Below are 16,320 nucleotides of genomic sequence, written 5' to 3'. Positions count from 1 at the left end.
AACCTCGGCGCGATGGAGAACCCGGGCTGCGTGACGTTCACGGAGAGCTACGTGTACCGGTCCGCGGCCACGCGCGCCCAGTACCAGGCACGCGCGAACACGATCCTGCACGAGATGGCACACATGTGGTTCGGCGACCTCGTGACCCCGCACTGGTGGGACGGCCTGTGGCTGAAGGAGTCCTTCGCGGACTACATGGGCGCCGCGGCGTCCGTCGCGGCCACGGAGTACACGGACGCGTGGGTGTCCTTCGCGAACCTGCGCAAGGCCTGGGCGTACACGCAGGACCAGCTCCCGACCACGCACCCCGTGGTCGCCGACATCACCGACCTCGAGGCCGCCAAGCAGAACTTCGACGGCATCACCTACGCCAAGGGTGCGGCGGTGCTCAAACAACTCGTCGCCTACGTGGGCGAGGATGCCTTCTTCGAGGGTGCGCGGCAGTACTTCCGTCGACACGCCTACGGGTCGACGACGTTGCCCGACCTGCTGGGTGCGCTGGAGGAGGCCTCGGGGCGGGACCTGGCGGCGTGGTCGCGGCTCTGGCTCGAGACCTCGGGCACCTCGACCCTGCGCACGGAGCGGGCGAGCGAGGACGGGCACCTCACCCGGCTGGTCCTCGTGCAGGACGCCGTGGACCCGGTGACCGGCGCCGAGGTGCAGCGCCCGCACCGGCTCGCCGTGGGGCTCTACGCCCTGCGGGACGACGGCACGCCCCGCCTGGTACGCACCCACCGGATCGAGCTCGACGTCACCGGGGCCCGGACCGAGGTGGTCGAGGCCGCCGGCCTGGACGAGCCCGCCCTGGTGCTCGTCAACGACGACGACCTCACGTACGCCAAGGTGCGCCTGGACGAGCAGAGCCTCACGACCGCCGCCGCGTACCTCGGCGCGCTGCGCGAACCGCTGCCCCGGTCGCTGGTGTGGTCGGCGCTGTGGAACGCCTGCCGCGACGGACTCCTCACCGCCGTCGCCTACGTGGAGCTCGTGCTGCGCCACGGCGACCGCGAGAGCGACTCGGCCGTGCTCGCCGGTCTGACCCAGCACGCCGTCGTCGCCGTCGAGCGATATGCGCCCGCTGCGGACCGCGACGAACTGCGGGCCGCCTACGCGGGCGGGGTGCACGACCTGCTCCTGGCCGCCGAGGCGGGCTCGGACGCTCAGCTCGTCTGGGCACGCGCGTTCGCCCGGGCGGGAGCCGTCGTGCCCGAGAGGGCCCAGACGCTCTGCGAGATCCTCGCGGGTGCCGTGCCCGGTCTCCCGCTGGACCCGGAGCTGCGCTGGGCCGTCTGGCAGGCGCTGGCCGCCATCGGCGACGCGACCCGGGCCGAGCTCGACGCCGAGCTCGAGCGCGACGCCACCGCCGACGGCGCCACCCAGCACCTGGCTGCCCTGAGTGCGGTGCCGGAGCCCGAGGTCAAGGCTTGGTCCTGGGCGGCCCTCCTGACACCCGACGCGCTGACGAACGACCACGTGGACGCCACGATCGCCGGGTTCGCGCAGCCGCTGCGCCGCGACCTGACCGAGCCCTACACCGGCCGGTACTTCTTGAGCCTTCGCGACGTGTGGGCCCAGCACAGCATCGAGATGGCGAGCCGGCTGGTACGCGGGCTCTTCCCGTCCCACCAGGACCTCGACGGTCAGATACCCGAGCAGCACCCCGTCGTGGTGCGGACCGACCGGTGGCTCGCGAGGGAGGCCGACGCCCCGCACGCGTTGCGCCGGCTCGTGGTGGAGGCCCGCGACCACCTGGTACGGGCGCTGCGTGCCCAGGAGGCCGCCGCGTCCACCCGGTGAGGCGGGCTGCCCGGGCAGCGGGGCGCCCGGCGAGGCGCGCTGCGCGCGCTGGGGCGCCCGGTGAGATGGGCCCGGTGAGGCGCGTCCCGGCGACGGGCGCCGAGCGCATACGGTAGAGATCTGCGCGGCCGCCGGGCCGCACGAGAAGGGACGACGTTGGCAGCGAAGACCTGGTCCACCCAGACCGAGCTGGGCAAGGCCTTCGGCCTCACCGCCCGGGAGATCGGGACGCACCTGAGCGCGCTCGGCATCAAGGACGGGCCGCGGGCCACCGATCGCGCCGTGGCGGACGAGCTCGCGAAGGACGCGAAGCTGCGCGACGGCACCGTCTTCTACGTCTGGCACACCGAGCGGGTGGGGGAGTTGCTGCGCTCGCGCGGTCTGGCACCGACGCCCGGGGCATCGACCACCCGGGGCGCCACCCCGCCGCGCGACCACGCCGGCTACGGCAAGGTGGTGGCCACCGACGGTTCCGCGCTGGGCAACCCCGGCCCGACCGGCTGGGCCTGGGTCGACCAGACCACGGGGGAGACCGGCACGGGCGGCCTCGCCCACGGCACCAACAACATCGGCGAGCTGCTCGCCCTCCTCGAGGCGCTCCGCCATGCCGGCCCCGACGTCGACCTGCTCGTCCGCGCCGACTCCCAGTACGTCATCAACATCGCCACCACGTGGGGGCGGTCCTGGCAGAAGCGCGGGTGGCGCAAGGGCGACGGCAAGCCGCCGGAGAACCTCGAGCTCGTCCAGGCGATCCTGGCCGAGCTCGATGCCCGGAGCGGACGGACCGACTTCGAGTGGGTGCGTGGGCACGCGGGCGACGAGCACAACGAACGCGCCGACGTCCTCGCGGTGGCGGCGGCCACCGCCGCACAGGCACACTGAGACCAGCATGGTGGACACCCGAGCGTAGAGGACGAGCGATGACCGCGGGGCAGGTACCGACCGGAAGCGTGGTGGTGGGGATCGACGGCTCCCCGGTCGCCGACGTCGCCTTCGACTGGGCGGTGGAGGAGGCGCATCGGCGGGGCACCGGCCTGCACGTGCTGTACGCGTTCGCGTGGCTCTCGCAGGCGAAGCCCTGGGCGTTCGAGCCACCCACCGAGGCGATCGAGGCCGGTGAGCGCCTCCTGCACGCCGCCGCCGAGCGCGCCCGGGCTGCGCGCCCGGGCCTACCGGTGACCGAGCAGCTCGTCGTCCTCGACCCGGCGTCGGCCCTCGTGGAGGCCTCCGCCCGGGCCGTCGTCGTGGTCCTCGGCGCGCGCGGGCTGCGTGCCGTGGCCGGACTGGTCGGCTCCGTGTCGCAGAAGGTCGCCGCGCACGCCTTCAGCCCGGTCGTCGTCGTGCACGGGCCGCCGCCCGTCCCGGGTGGTCCGGTGGTGGTGGGGATGGACCCGGTCGACAGCTCGCCGGAGGCGGTCCGGTACGCGTTCGAGGAGGCCGCGCGCCGGCAGACGTCGGTGATCGCGGTGCAGGGGGTCCAGGAGGAGCCGCTGCTCCAGCTGTGGGAGGACCGGTCCGTGCAGGAGCGTCTCGACGACGCCTTCGCGGAGGCCGGGAAGCAGAACCGGGCCGAGCTGGCCCACTGGGAGGAGCACTTCCCGGGCGTCCCGGTCGAGTTCCGCCTGGTACGGATGCACCCCGCGGACGCGCTCGTCCAGGCCGCCGCGGACGCCGCGCTCGTCGTCGTGGGGAGCCGGGGCCACTCCGGGCTCCGCAACCTGGTGCTCGGCTCGGTCAGCGGGGCGGTGCTGCGCGGCGCCCCCGTGGTCGCCGTCGTCAGGGTGGGTCAACGCAGCGCGGAGGCCGCCCGCTGACACCGTCGAGCGCCCTCAGGCGAGTGCGGCGATGACCTCGCGCTCGAAGAGTTCGATGCTCTCGGTCGTGTACGCGGCGTCGGGGAAGTAGAAGATGCCGTACGCCAGGCCGGCTTCGTGCAGACCGCTGAGCTTCTCGACGATCTGTTCCGGGGTGCCGTAGGCGGGCAGGTCCCGGTACCCGCTGAGCTCCTCCTCGACGGCGTCGGGCCCCATGCGGGTGGCGAGCCGGGCCGCGAGCGCGTCGAGTTTCGCCGCGACCTCCGCCTCGGTCCGGCCGATGGTGACGTTGTAGTTGGCGCTGCGGGTGATCTGGTCGAAGTCCGTGCCCTCGGCCGCGCAGTGGCGGCGGAGGATCTCGCTCTTGCGGGCGAAGACCGCCGGGGTGCCGTCGAAGTTCGTGTAGCGGGCCGTGCGGGCCGCGATCTTGAGGGTGACCTGTTCGCCCCCGCCGGCCACCCACAGCGGGATCCCGCCGGGCTGGCGGGGGAGCGGGCGGCAGATCGCGCCGTCGACGTCGTAGTGCTCGCCGTGGAAGGTGACGACACCCTCCGTCCACGCCTGGGTGAAGATCTCCAGCCCCTCACGCAGCCGGGCGAGCCGCTCGCCGGCCTTGGGAAAGCCATAGCCGTAGGCGCGCCACTCGTGCTGGTACCAACCGGCGCCGATGCCCATCTCGAGCCGGCCGCCGCTGATGTGGTCGACGGTCGCGGCGATCTTGGCGAGATACATCGGGTTGCGGTAGCTCATGCACGTGCACATCTGCCCCAGGCGAACCCGGTCGGTGCTCGCGGCCAGCGCCGCCATGAGGGTCCAGGCCTCGTGCGTGGCCTCCTCGCTGGGCAGCGGGGCCGTGTGGAAGTGGTCGTAGACCCACAACGACTCCCACAGGCCGCCGGCGTCGGCGCGCCGGGCCAGGGCGCTCATGGCGGGCCAGTGCTGGGCGGGGTCGATGTCGACGAGGTCGAACCGCCACCCCTGGGGCAGGAACATGCCGAACCGCATTCCGGAAGTCACGGGTCCCACCCTAGAGTCGCCGGCCCGCCGGCCACCTCCGCCGCACAAGCATCTGGACGAGGACGTCGACGCTGTCCATGTCCGGCACCTGGTCCGCCACGATCTCGATCACCGGCAGCACCCCGAGGACGATCACTGCGGGCATCCCGCCGGCGGCCATCGCCATCCCGGACCCGGTCAGCAGGACGAGCGCCGCGCCCGGGTGCCACGCCGCACGGTAGGGCGCCCGGGCGGCCTGGACCTCGTAGGCTGGGGCGGTGAGCGAGCAGGAGGACGAGCAGGTGGCGGCGCCGCCCGCAGCCGCCGACCGCGCGTGGACCCTGCCCAACATCATCTCGGGACTTCGGCTCCTGCTGGCCCCCGTGTTCGCGGTACTGATCTTCACGGAACGGGACGTCGCCGCTCTCGTCGTCCTCGTCGTCGCCGGGGCGAGCGACTGGGTCGACGGCGTCATCGCCCGCCGCTTCAACCAGATGAGCCGGCTCGGCCAGCTGCTCGACCCGGCGGCGGACCGGCTGTACATCTTCGTCAGCCTTGTCGGGCTCGCCTGGCGCGAGCTCGTGCCCTGGTGGCTGGTGCTCATCATCGCCGCCCGGGACATCCTCCTCGCGGGCACGATGCCGATCCTCAACCGGCACGGATACGGGCCGCTCCCGGTGCACCTGGCGGGCAAGGCCGGGACGTTCGCCCTCATGTACGCCTTCCCCCTGCTGCTGCTCGGGAACGTGGCGGGCACGGTCGGCACCGTGGCGTGGACGTTCGGCTGGGCGAGCGCCCTGTGGGGGGTGGGGCTGTACTGGTTCGCGGCGCTCGTCTACCTCGAGCAGGTCGCGCGCATCGTGCGCGCGGGCCGCGCGGGTCGTGCTCCCTCGGGTGAGCCGGACCCCGCGCCCGAACGATGAACCCGCAGCGTCACGCGGGCGGCCGGGACGGGCCTCCGCGCCGCCCGGCACGGGACGGATCCCCGCGTCGCCCGGACGAGTCCATGTCCCTGCTGCGCGAGGTGCTCGAGAACCCCCTCGACGTCGGCTACTACCACGGGGCGGAGCACGCACCGCCCTCGTCCGCCCTGCCGGGGTGGCAACGGGTGCTGGTGGTGCTCGCCTGCGCCGTGATCGCCGCCGGAGCGGTGTGGTCCGCCCGTGCGCTCCGGCTCCCCGAGGACGGCGTGAGCACGGCGCGGCAGCTCCTGGTCCAGGAGATCGACCAGCGCAGGTCCGAGGGGGACGCGCTCCAGTCCGCCAACGGCGAACGGGCGCTCGAGGCGGAGCGGTTGCGGGCCGCTTCGCTCGACGGCGTGGACGCGACGACCCGGGAGCGGCTGGAGAGCCTCGGGGTCGTGGCGGGCGTCGCCCGGGTGCGGGGCCCGGGCATCGTGGTCCGGCTCACCGACTCGCGCGCGGCGCAGGAGGGGGTGCCCGGCACCGAGGACGAGCGCGTGCAGGACGTCGACCTGCAGGTGCTCGTCAACGGGTTGTGGCAGGCGGGTGCGGAGGCCATCGCGATCAACGGTTACCGGCTCAGCGCCACGAGCGCCATTCGGGCCGCCGGCCAGACGGTCTTCGTCAACCTCTCCCCGGTGGTCTCGCCCTACACGGTGGAGGCGGTCGGGGACCCAGGTGCCCTGCAGACGGCGTTCGCCCGCACGGCCGCGGCCGAGCACCTGCGGGTGCTGCGCAGCGTCTACGACATCGACGCGAGCATCACCCGGGCGGACGAGCTCACGCTGCCGGGCAACCAGGCCCGCACGCTGCGCTGGGCGGAGGTCGCGGCGTCGGCCGCCGCCACCCCGGGCGAGCCCGGGGACGCCGGCGCTCCGCCCGAGGCCTCCGGAGCGCCGCCGATGCACCTGACGGGGAGCGACCCCATGATGGAATGGTCGGAGCGCGCGGGGTCCCCCGTGGCGCGGATCGGGGAGGTGGTTTGATGCTGGCGATCATCGGTCTGGTCATCGGGGTCGTCGCCGGGATGGTGCTCGAGCCGACGGTTCCCGTCGAGCTGCAGCCCTACCTACCGATCGCGCTGATCGCCGCGCTGGACGCACTGTTCGGCGCCGCACGGGCCGGGCTCGACGGCGTCTTCAACGACCGGGTCTTCGTCGTGTCGTTCGTGTTCAACGTCCTCATCGCCGCATTCATCGTCTTCCTGGGCGACCAGCTCGGCGTCGGCTCCCAGCTCAGCACCGCGGTCGTGGTGGTGCTCGGGATCCGGATCTTCTCCAACGCCGCCGCGATCCGCCGGCAGATCTTCCGCGCATGACCGGCACCGAGCCCGCTCCGGCGACGGCGGAGCGCGCCGCACCCGGGCGCGGGCTGGGGCGCAGGCTGCGGCGCTCGCTGCTGGTGCCCCGGCTCCGGCGCACGCACGTGGTCGCGGCGCTGCTGTGCGTCGCGCTGGGCTTCGGCGTCGTCGCCCAGGTCCGGCAGACCCAGGGGGACGCGCTCGCCGGGCTGCGCCAGGACGATCTCGTGCGCCTGCTCGACGAGCTCACGCAGCGCAACGCCGCCCTCGCCGATGAGCAGGAGGTGCTGCGCAGCGACCTGGCGGAGCTGCGGTCGAGCTCGAGCTCGCGTCAGGCGGCCGAGGAGGCCGCACGCGCCCAGGCGCAGGTGCAGGGCGTGCTCGCCGGTACGGTGCCCGTCCGCGGGCCCGGTGTGCTGGTCACGATCGCCGACCCGGGCAGCGACGTCCGCGCCCAGACGCTCGTCACCGTCCTCGAGGAGCTACGGAACGCCGGAGCGGAGGCGATCGAGCTCTCCGGCCAGCGGCTGACGGCGAGCAGCTGGATCGCGGACGCGACGGTCGACGGCGTCGTGGTCGACGGCGTCGACATCTCCCCGCCGTACCGGTGGACCGCCGTCGGGGACCCGGGAACTCTGTACGTGGCGCTCGAGATCCCCGGTGGCGCCCTCGCGGCGGTGCGGAACGCGGGCGGCGTCGTGCGGCTCGAGGAGGCCGACGCCGTCGAGATCCTCGCCGTGCGCGATCTCGACGAACCCGTGCACGCCGTGCCGCAGCCGGTCGAGTGACGACCGCCCCGGTCGCCCCGGCGAGCCATATGACCCACGCCCCCGGGGTGCCGGCACGTCGGCCCGGACCTCTAGAGTGGGTACCAGCACAGCGGACGCACCGACGTCCGGCACCGAGCACGCTGAGGAGGCAGGGATGACCAGCACCCCGGAGTCACCGGACCGTCCCGATGTCACGAGCACCGCGCGATTCGGAGCCGTCGGGGCCGAGACGGAGTCCGAGCTCGTCGCCCAGGGGATGAGCGTCGACGACGCGGCCGCCGTCGAGGCGCTGCCGCCCGCATCCGCGCTGCTCATCGTCCAGCGCGGACCCAACGCCGGCGCCCGCTTCCTGCTCGACGCCGATCGCACCACCGCGGGACGCCACCCCAGCGCCGACATCTTCCTCGACGACGTGACCGTCTCGCGCAAGCACGCCGAGTTCCTCTCGCTCGAGGGCGGTTTCTCGGTGCGCGACGTCGGGAGCCTCAACGGCACCTACGTCAACCGCGAGCGGATCGACTCCGCCATCCTGCGCGCGGGTGACGAGGTCCAGATCGGGAAGTACCGGCTCACCTACCACCCGAGCCCCCAGCGTGGGGCCGCCGGCCAGGCAGGTGCGGGCGAGCGGTGAGCACAGCCGCAGGCCGCCAGTCGGGCGACCGCGACCGCCCGGCCGCGCGGCAGGAGCAACGGGTCCCGCACGCCGCCGACGGACCGGGCACCTGGCCGCCCGGCGTCTCCCAGGTCGCGTCGATGACCATCGGCACCGTTCTGTCCCTCCTCAAGCCGGAGTTCCCGGCGATGACGATCTCCAAACTGCGCTTCCTCGAGGACCAGGGACTCGTCAGCCCACGCCGGACCGGCTCGGGCTACCGCAAGTACTCACGCTCCGACGTCGAGCGGATCCGGTACGCCCTGGTGGCCCAGCGCGACGGCTATCTGCCGCTGCGCGTGATCCGGGAGCAGCTCGCCGACCTCGATGCCGGCCGGTCCGTGGAGCCGCCGCAGCGGGCCCGTGTCGTCACCCGCGACGGCGAGCTGGTCACCCCGGCGGCCGGGGCGCGCGTGAGCGCCGCCGAGATCTGCGAGCTCACCGGCGCCACCGAGGCCGAGGTGGACGAGATGGCCCTGGCGGGGCTCGTCCTGGCCGACACGCGTGGCCGGTTCCCGGGCCGCGCCGTCCAGGTGGTCCAGGCCGCGCTCGCGCTCGCGCACCGGGGGATCAGCCCACGGCACCTGCGCACCGTGCGCACGGCCGCGGAACGAGAGGTCGACGTCATCGACCAGGTGGTGGCCCCGCTGCGCGCGCAGCGCTCCGGCGTGGCCCGCGAGCGGAGCCACCAGCAGGCGGCCGAGCTCGCCGAGCTGTACGCGACGCTGCATGCCGAGCTGCTGCGCACCGCGGTGGACCAGCTCAGCTGATTCCTATCGGGCCAACGAGGCCGACCGCCACCACCGAAAGCCCACCCGTCCGAGTTGTGCGATAGGGGCCGTGTCGGCCTCTGCGACAACGTACCGTTGGGGTGTGCGCAAGATGATGGTGCTGGGCGTGCGCGTGAGCGTGCCCGGCAACGAGGTCGTCGTGGTGCTCGGCGAGCCCGGCGGCGTCGTCGTCCTGCCCATCGTCATCGGACCGCGCGAGGGGGCGGCGATCGCGTCGGCTCAAGCGGGCCTCGTGCCCCCGCGCCCCCTGACCCACGACCTGCTGGTCTCGATCCTCGACCGCCTCGGCGTCAAGGTCGTCGAGGTGCGTGTCACCCACGTCCTGCACGGCATCTTCCACGCCGAGCTCGCCCTCGACGGTGGACTGACCATCGACGCCCGTCCCTCCGACGCGATCGCCATCGCGTTGCGCGCCCACTGCCCGGTGCTGTGCGACGAGAGCCTCCTGGCCCTAGCGGGCGTGCCGATCGAGGAGGCCGGCCTCGATGTGGAGGAGACGGAGGGGTCCGCCGCGCCGCGGGCAGAGTCGGTGGTGCTGCTGGAGGAGTTTCGCTCGTTCCTCGAAGGCCTGGAGCCTGAGGACTTCGGTGAGCCCGAGAGCGTCGGTTCCCCCGAAGGGGGCGACGAGCCCGAGGGAGACGCCGAGCCCCACGGTCTCGACGATCCGGAGCAGGACCCGGGCGACGACCTCGACGGCGACCCCCTTCGACCGCTCTGACCGCACCCGCTCGGTGGCGGCCCCGGGCGGTGGTCTGAGCCGGATGGGCCACGGCTCCCGGCCGCACGATCCGATGGGGTGGGGCGCACGCGGATCCGCCCGAGACACCAAAAACGTCAACCTCAGGTCGAGGCTGAGACACGCGGGGACGACACGCCGGGGTTCTTGCGGCCAGCGTCGTTGCTTTGCCCCCTGGTGGGCCCTAGCGTGTGGTCGTCAGCAGGTGAGGCAGCGGTATCCTCGGAGCGCGCGAGCCACGAGGGGCGCAGACGAATGGAGAATGCTGTGAGCGGCACCGATGCGAGTGCGGGCGCCAGCACCGGCGTCCCCCAGCGGGCCCAGGGCATGCTCTTCGGGGACACGCTCCCCGATCTCGACGTCGACACCGGCTACCGGGGCCCGATCGCGTGCAGCGCCGCCGGCATCACCTACCGCCAGCTCGACTACTGGGCCCGCACCGGGCTGGTCGAACCCAGCATCCGTGGCGCCAAGGGTTCGGGCAGCCAGCGGCTGTACAGCTTCCGGGACGTCCTCGTCCTCAAGGTCGTCAAGCGGCTCCTGGACACCGGCGTCTCGCTGCAGCAGATCCGCTCTGCCATCACGCACCTGCACGAGCGCGGCGTCGAGGACCTCGCGCAGATCACGCTCATGAGCGACGGCGCCTCCGTCTACGAGTGCACCTCCGCCGACGAGGTCATCGACCTCGTCCAGGGCGGCCAGGGCGTGTTCGGCATCGCTGTCGGGCGTGTGTGGCGTGAGGTCGAGGGGACCCTCGCCGAGCTGCCCACCGAGCGGGCGACCGGGGACGACGCGGAGCCCGCCGCGCTGGACGAGCTCGCCCGGCGGCGCGCCGCCCGCAACGCCGGCTGACCGGTAGGCGGCAAGGGTACGCCGGCCCGCTGCGGTAGGTTGGCGCGGTGCCGCACGACCGGAGCCTGCTCACGCTCCTCGACCTTCCCCGATCCGAGATCGAACGCCTCTGGCTCGGCACTGCCGGCTGGAAGGTGGAGGGGTCACGCCGTCGCGCACGCTTCGCCGACCGGCGGGTGGCGACGTTCTTCGACGGACCGACGTTCCGCAGCCGGCTGGCGTGGGACACCGGGATCGACGCCGTGGGCGCCCACCGGGTGGACCTGCCCCTGACCCTGGGGGAGCGCGAGCCGGTCGAGGACACGGCCGCCACCCTGACCGACGGCGTCGACGCCGTCGTGGTCCGGACCCGGGACCACGCGGCCCTGGCCGCGTTGGCCCAGGCAGCCGACGTCCCGGTCATCAACGCCATGACGGACGCCGCTCACCCCGTCGAGATCCTCTCCGACGCCTACACCCTCCTCGAGCGGCGTGGGCCTCTCGAGAACCTCACCGTCACCTTCGTCGGCGAGGCCACGAACACGCTGCGCTCCTGGTGTGAACTCACCGTCGGCTTCGACATCCACGTGCGTCAGGCCTGCCCGACCGGACACGGCCTGGACGAGGAGTTTCTCGAGGGGTTGGCCGAGCACGGCCAGCGGGGAACCGTGGACGTCACGCACGACCTGCGGGACGCCGTCGCCGGGGCCGACGTGCTCTACACCGACGGGTGGCCGGCGGCGGCTCGGAAACCGGGACGGCGCCGCACGGCTTTCGAGCCGTTCCGCATCACCGTGGACACGCTCGACGCCGCGGGCACGGACGTGGTGCTCATGCACGCCACGCCCGTCCACCGCGGCGACGAGGTCAGCGCCGAGGCGTTCGCCGACCCCCGCTCGATCACCCGCGCGGCCAAACGCAATCTCGCCCCTCTGCACGCGGCAGTGGTGGAGCGGGCGCTCGGCGGCTGAGACCTACTGCGCCCCGCGCCGGTGATCCGGCTGCTTGTGCGCGCGCACGCTGTCCCGGCCCCGGGGAGCGGTTCGACGATCCTCGGCGTGAGCCCGGTGCCTATTGGCCCTGGGCCGCCCGCTCCTGCCGAGCGGCCCGGTCGGCGTTGGCGTGGATCGCGTCCCGGACGTACCGGGCCAGGCCCGGCTGGATGTCCTCGTAGGTCTTGGTGAAGCGCGGGTCGCCGACGTACATGTCGCCGAGGTGGCGGTGGAACTCCGGCGTGAGGTCGTAGAAGCGGTGCTGGATCTGGAGTCGGGCCTGCTCGGCCGCGTCCATGGCCTGCTCGCTGGCGGCGGGCCGGCCCGTGGCGAGCGCCGCGTCGAAGGCCGTCGTGATGGCGTCGGACTCCGCCTTGACGTGCTCCCAGTCGGCGTTGGTGTAGCGGGAGGTGCGCTGCTGGGACTGCTTCCACGCGGGGGAGCCGCCCCAGCGCTGCTCGGCCTCGGCGGCGTACGCGTCGCTGAAACCGGCTCCGAACAGCCCCCGCTGCTCGTCGGGGGTGAGGTTCACGCCCTTCATCTCTCTTTCCAATGCTCGGTCGATGGCCGTGACGAGTGTGTCCATCTCGTCCAGCCGGGACATGACCGCTTGCCGTTGCCGGCGTAGGTGCTCGACGACGGCGTCCCGGTCGGCGTCCCGGTCGGCGCCGTCGTCGAGAAGGTCTGCGATGGCCTCGAGCGCGAAACCGAGCCGGCGGTACACGACGACGTGCTGCAACCGGGTGAGGTCCGCGTCGGTGTACAGCCGGTAGCCGCTGGTGGTGCGTTCGCTCGGCCGGAGCAGCGCTATCTCGTCGTCGTGGTGCAGGGTACGCACCGTCACGCCGAACCGGTCGGCGACCTGGCCCACCGTGAGCACCGGCAGCTCCTGTCTCGTTGTGGTCATGGTTCAACCCTGCGCCCTCACGTGGCGTGAGGGTCAAGTCGATGATCGCGACCCCTCGGCGGCGGTCCGCACCGAGATGTCGGTCCCACGCATGAGGATGCGTACAGACGTTCGAACATGGTGTTCGGGCCTGAATCGGGGGAGAGCGGAATGAGTGTCGATGAGGGTACGCACGGCGTCCGGGAGCTCGAGGCGGAGATCGACGGGCTCGCCCGATACCTCCTCGCACCGCACCAGCGCGAGTGCGTGCTGTGCTACGTCAACCGGATGGTCGTGGAGTTCGGTTGCGACCACACGCTGCGGTGGGCCGTGACCTGGCGTGCGGTCAGGGCGCCACAGGCCACCAAGCTCCTGACGCGGTTGCGGTCTCGGGCCGGGTACTGCGACTGCGGGATCTTCACGAACGGCTGGGACGTCACGGTGGACACGGTGCTGGATCCGGGCACGGGCGAGGAGTGCTGGCCACCCGAGGTCGCCGGGTGTCGGGGTGTCCATCCGGGCTCGACGCGGCCGTGCTCCTTGTGGGCGCCTCGGCCGTCGTGACGGCGGTGACCCATGGCCCGGTACGCAGGGGCGGCGACGTGGACCGAGCGCAGGTCGGCGCGCCGTCGGCCGGCCGGTGGGCGAGTGGTGGAGGAGCGGGCGGGCGTGTCCGGCGATGATGCATCTGATGCGATATGCAGAGTGTGACGTGACATAATGTACATTATCGGATCGCGGTTGGGTGACGCCCGCAGCTTGACCGGAGGCGACCACGGCGCGCAGGGCCCCGGGAGCCTGGGCCGACCGGGTTCCTCAGGCGACGTAGCTCGCGAGGTGCTTCCCGGTGAGGGTGGCGCCGCCCGCCACGAGGTCGGCCGGGGTGCCCTCGAAGACGATGCGGCCGCCGTCGTGCCCGGCGCCGGGACCCAGATCGATGATCCAGTCGCCGTGCGCCATGACCGCCTGGTGGTGCTCGATGACGATGACCGACTGGCCGCCGTCGACCAGCCGGTCGAGCAGGCCGAGCAGCTGCTCGACATCGGCCAGGTGCAGGCCGGTGGTGGGCTCGTCGAGGACGTACACGTCGGCCCGCTCCCCCATCCGGGCGGCCAGCTTGAGCCGCTGCCGTTCGCCGCCGGACAGGGTGGTGAGCGGCTGGCCGAGGGTGAGGTAGCCGAGCCCGACGTCGGCGAGCCGGTCGAGGATCTTGTGCGCCGCGGGGATGTGGGCCTCGCCGCCGCGGAAGAACTCCGCGGCCTCGGTCACGGGCATGGCGAGCACCTCGGCGATGTTCCGGCCCCCCAGGGTGTATTCCAGGACCGCGGCCTGGAACCGCTTGCCGCCGCAGTCCTCGCAGGTGGACTCGACCGTGGCCATGACGCCGAGGTCGGTGTAGATGACCCCCGTCCCCTTGCAGGTGGGACAGGCGCCCTGCGAATTGGAGCTGAACAGCGCGGGCTTGACCCCGTTGGCCTTCGCGAACGCCTTGCGGATCGGGTCGAGCAGCCCGGTGTAGGTGGCGGGGTTGCTCCGCCGCGAGCCGCGGATCGCACCCTGGTCGATCACCACCACGCCGTCCCGCCCGGCGAGCGAGCCGTGGATCAACGAGCTCTTCCCGGACCCGGCCACACCCGTGACCACCGTGAGGACACCAAGGGGGATGTCGACGTCGACGTCGCGCAGGTTGTTGGTGGCGGCCCCGCGGATCTCGAGGGCCCCGGCAGACCGTCGCACGGTGGCCTTGAGGCGGGCGCGGTCGTCGAGGTGCCGTCCGGTGAGCGTGTCGCCGGCTCGAAGACCCTCGACCGTGCCCTCGAAGACGATCTCGCCACCCGCGGTGCCGGCGCCTGGTCCGAGGTCGACCACGTGGTCCGCGATCACGATGGCTTCCGGCTTGTGCTCGACGACCAGGACGGTGTTGCCCTTGTCCCGCAGCTGCAGCAGGAGCGTGTTCATGCGGGCGATGTCGTGGGGGTGCAGCCCGATGGTGGGCTCGTCGAACACGTAGGTGACGTCGGTGAGGGAAGAGCCGAGATGGCGGATCATCTTGGTGCGCTGAGCCTCTCCCCCGGAGAGGGTGCCCGTGGGCCGCTCGAGCGAGAGGTAGCCGAGCCCGATCTCCGTGAACGAGTCCAGCAGGTGCTGCAGCCCGGCGAGCAGCGGGGCGACCGACGGCTCGTCCAGGCCGCGGACCCACTCGGCCAGGTCGCTGATCTGCATCGCAGAGACGTCGGCGATGTTCTTGTCCCCGATCTTCGACGACCGTGCCTCGGGGCTGAGCCGGGTGCCGCCGCAGTCGGGGCACGTCGTGAAGGTGACCGCGCGCTCGACGAAGGCACGGGTGTGCGGCTGCATCGCGTCGAGGTCCTTCGACAGGAAGGACTTCTGGATCTGCGGGATCAGACCCGAGTACGTCAGGTTGATCCCCTCGACCTTGATCTTGGTCGGCTCGCGGTAGAGGAGGTCGTGCAGCTCCTTCTTGGTGAACCGCGCGATCGGCTTGGCCATGTCGAAGTAGCCCGAGCCGGCGAAGATGCGGCCGTACCAGCCTTCCATGCTGTACCCGGGGACGGTCAGCGCCCCCTCACTGAGCGACTTGGTGGCGTCGTAGAGCGCGGAGAGGTCGAAGTCGTTGACCGAGCCCATCCCCTCGCAACGCGGGCACATCCCGCCGAGCTGATTGAAGGTCGCCCGTTCCGCCTTCGTCCTGCCGCCGCGCTCGACCGTGATCGCGCCGCTGGCCGTCACCGACGGGACGTTGAACGAGTACGCGTTCGGCGGGCCGATGTGCGGGTCGGCCACCCGGCTGAACAGGATGCGCAGCAGCGTGTTCGCGTCGGTCGCGGTGCCCACGGTGGAGCGGGGGTTGGCGCCCATGCGCTCCTGGTCGACGATGATCGCCGTCGTCAGACCGTCCAGGAGGTCCACGTCGGGGCGCGGCAGGTTCGGCATGAAGCCCTGGACGAACGCGCTGTAGGTCTCGTTGATCATCCGCTGCGACTCCGCAGCGATGGTGTCGAAGACCAGCGAGCTCTTGCCCGAGCCCGAGACGCCGGTGAACACCGTCAGTCGACGCTTCGGGATCTCGACGCAGACGTTCTTGAGGTTGTTCTCGCGCGCGCCCTGCACGCGGATCAGGTCGTGGCTGTCGGCGACGTGCGTCGCGGGTGCCTGTGGGTCCGTGCGCGTCATGCTCGTGGGGTCTCCCAACCGTACGCGGCCGCTGTCGCGACCCTTGGGCAGTCCGGCTCGTCGGGTCCGGCCTAGGAGGAGTATCTCTGGTTCCGGGGTCGACGGCGGAGCGCGCTGGCCACGTCGAGGTGACCGGCGCCCTCGGGTCGAGGGATGCCGGGCGGGTCGCCGGGGCCGTTCCGTCGGGCTCAGCCGAGCTCGTTGATGCGGAGGAGGTTGCCGGTGGGGTCGCGGAAGGCGCAGTCACGCACGCCGTACGGCTGGTCCATGGGCTCCTGGACGACGTCGGCGCCCGCCGACCGCAGCCGCTCGAAGAGGCCGTCGAGGTCGTCCGTCGCGAGGGTGAGGGAGGTGTAGCTGCCCTTGGCGATCAGTTCGAGGACGGTGCGGCGTTCGTCGTCGGTGATGGCGGGGTCGACCGCCGGTGGGTGCAGGACGATCGACGTGCCCGGCTGGTTCGGCGGGCCGACCGTGATCCACCGCATACCGTCGTACCCGACGTCGTTGCGGACCTCGAACCCGAGGGTGTCGCGGTCGCACGTCAACGCGGCGTCGGGATCGGCCTGTGGGAGGAACGCGCAATGAATGGTGACGTCCA

18 protein-coding genes are annotated in these 16,320 nt (G+C 72.4%); 13 read left to right on the top strand and 5 right to left on the bottom strand.

Features of this window, described 5'->3' with window-relative positions; translation table 11 throughout:
* The 3 genes from pepN to ACYC1Z_RS08935 all read left to right on the top strand — a co-directional run.
* Positions 1-1,797: aminopeptidase N (gene pepN / locus ACYC1Z_RS08945; RefSeq protein WP_461409176.1), on the top strand; the 1,797-nt coding region annotated here is incomplete at its 5' end.
* 156 nt (positions 1,798-1,953) lie between these two features.
* The gene (locus tag ACYC1Z_RS08940) at positions 1,954-2,679 is read left to right on the top strand and encodes an RNase H family protein (RefSeq protein WP_461409175.1); all 726 of its coding nucleotides are present in this window, start codon (positions 1,954-1,956) and stop codon (positions 2,677-2,679) included.
* Positions 2,680-2,717: 38 nt separating this feature from the next.
* Complete coding sequence (locus tag ACYC1Z_RS08935; RefSeq protein ID WP_461409174.1) at positions 2,718-3,611, top strand: universal stress protein; 894 nt, start codon at positions 2,718-2,720, stop codon at positions 3,609-3,611.
* 15 nt (positions 3,612-3,626) lie between these two features.
* Here ACYC1Z_RS08935 and ACYC1Z_RS08930 read toward each other — a convergent pair whose 3' ends face one another.
* Positions 3,627-4,616: an LLM class F420-dependent oxidoreductase gene (locus ACYC1Z_RS08930; RefSeq protein WP_461409178.1), complete on the bottom strand. Its 990-nt coding sequence runs from the start codon at positions 4,614-4,616 to the stop codon at positions 3,627-3,629.
* A 22-nt stretch (positions 4,617-4,638) separates the two neighbouring features.
* A complete protein-coding gene (locus ACYC1Z_RS08925) occupies positions 4,639-4,794 on the bottom strand; it encodes a hypothetical protein (protein WP_461409173.1) in 156 nt (51 codons plus the stop codon).
* A 91-nt stretch (positions 4,795-4,885) separates the two neighbouring features.
* Here ACYC1Z_RS08925 and ACYC1Z_RS08920 point away from each other — a divergent pair, with 91 nt between their 5' ends.
* The 9 genes from ACYC1Z_RS08920 to ACYC1Z_RS08880 all read left to right on the top strand — a co-directional run bounded on the left by ACYC1Z_RS08920 (position 4,886) and on the right by ACYC1Z_RS08880 (position 11,620).
* Positions 4,886-5,530: a CDP-alcohol phosphatidyltransferase family protein gene (locus tag ACYC1Z_RS08920; protein ID WP_461409172.1), complete on the top strand. Its 645-nt coding sequence runs from the start codon at positions 4,886-4,888 to the stop codon at positions 5,528-5,530.
* Between the two features lie 83 nt (positions 5,531-5,613).
* Positions 5,614-6,555 (top strand): DUF881 domain-containing protein, encoded by a 942-nt coding sequence (locus ACYC1Z_RS08915; RefSeq protein WP_461409171.1) that lies wholly within the window; start codon positions 5,614-5,616, stop codon positions 6,553-6,555.
* Positions 6,555-6,887 carry a small basic family protein gene (locus ACYC1Z_RS08910; protein WP_461409170.1) on the top strand — a complete coding sequence of 111 codons (333 nt, stop codon included), beginning with the start codon at positions 6,555-6,557 and terminating at the stop codon, positions 6,885-6,887. The genes ACYC1Z_RS08915 and ACYC1Z_RS08910 overlap by 1 nt, the downstream gene beginning before the upstream one ends.
* Positions 6,884-7,657 (top strand): DUF881 domain-containing protein, encoded by a 774-nt coding sequence (locus tag ACYC1Z_RS08905; protein WP_461409169.1) that lies wholly within the window; start codon positions 6,884-6,886, stop codon positions 7,655-7,657. Before ACYC1Z_RS08910 ends, ACYC1Z_RS08905 begins: the two co-directional genes overlap by 4 nt.
* 136 nt (positions 7,658-7,793) lie before the next feature.
* Complete coding sequence (locus ACYC1Z_RS08900) at positions 7,794-8,270, top strand: FHA domain-containing protein (RefSeq protein ID WP_461409168.1); 477 nt, start codon at positions 7,794-7,796, stop codon at positions 8,268-8,270.
* Positions 8,267-9,061, top strand: coding sequence for a transcriptional regulator FtsR (ftsR, locus tag ACYC1Z_RS08895; protein ID WP_461409167.1), 795 nt, complete (start codon positions 8,267-8,269; stop codon positions 9,059-9,061). The genes ACYC1Z_RS08900 and ftsR overlap by 4 nt, the downstream gene beginning before the upstream one ends.
* A gap of 112 nt (positions 9,062-9,173) precedes the next feature.
* A complete protein-coding gene (locus ACYC1Z_RS08890; RefSeq protein WP_461409177.1) occupies positions 9,174-9,800 on the top strand; it encodes a bifunctional nuclease family protein in 627 nt (208 codons plus the stop codon).
* Between the two features lie 285 nt (positions 9,801-10,085).
* Positions 10,086-10,670 (top strand): MerR family transcriptional regulator, encoded by a 585-nt coding sequence (locus ACYC1Z_RS08885; protein ID WP_461409166.1) that lies wholly within the window; start codon positions 10,086-10,088, stop codon positions 10,668-10,670.
* 47 nt (positions 10,671-10,717) lie between these two features.
* Positions 10,718-11,620 carry a Rossmann-fold NAD(P)-binding domain-containing protein gene (locus ACYC1Z_RS08880; RefSeq protein WP_461409165.1) on the top strand — a complete coding sequence of 301 codons (903 nt, stop codon included), beginning with the start codon at positions 10,718-10,720 and terminating at the stop codon, positions 11,618-11,620.
* A gap of 100 nt (positions 11,621-11,720) precedes the next feature.
* Here ACYC1Z_RS08880 and ACYC1Z_RS08875 read toward each other — a convergent pair whose 3' ends face one another.
* Entirely contained in the window at positions 11,721-12,548 is an 828-nt protein-coding gene (locus tag ACYC1Z_RS08875) for a MerR family transcriptional regulator (RefSeq protein WP_461409164.1), read from the bottom strand.
* A 150-nt stretch (positions 12,549-12,698) separates the two neighbouring features.
* Between ACYC1Z_RS08875 and ACYC1Z_RS08870 the strand changes: the two genes are divergently transcribed.
* Positions 12,699-13,091, top strand: a complete 393-nt coding sequence (locus ACYC1Z_RS08870; RefSeq protein WP_461409163.1) for a DUF2695 domain-containing protein — start codon at positions 12,699-12,701, stop codon at positions 13,089-13,091.
* Between the two features lie 252 nt (positions 13,092-13,343).
* Here ACYC1Z_RS08870 and ACYC1Z_RS08865 read toward each other — a convergent pair whose 3' ends face one another.
* Together ACYC1Z_RS08865 and ACYC1Z_RS08860 are read right to left on the bottom strand one after the other, a co-directional pair.
* On the bottom strand, positions 13,344-15,722 hold the full coding sequence (locus tag ACYC1Z_RS08865; protein WP_461409162.1) for an ATP-binding cassette domain-containing protein: 2,379 nt from the start codon (positions 15,720-15,722) through the stop codon (positions 13,344-13,346).
* 188 nt (positions 15,723-15,910) lie between these two features.
* A partial coding sequence (locus ACYC1Z_RS08860) for a VOC family protein (RefSeq protein ID WP_461409161.1) occupies positions 15,911-16,320 on the bottom strand: 410 nt, incomplete at its 5' end.

This window comes from Georgenia sp. (genome assembly GCF_054605595.1).
The sequence above is the reverse complement of the archived record's forward strand: the minus strand, read 5'-3'. Positions and strand labels throughout refer to the sequence as shown.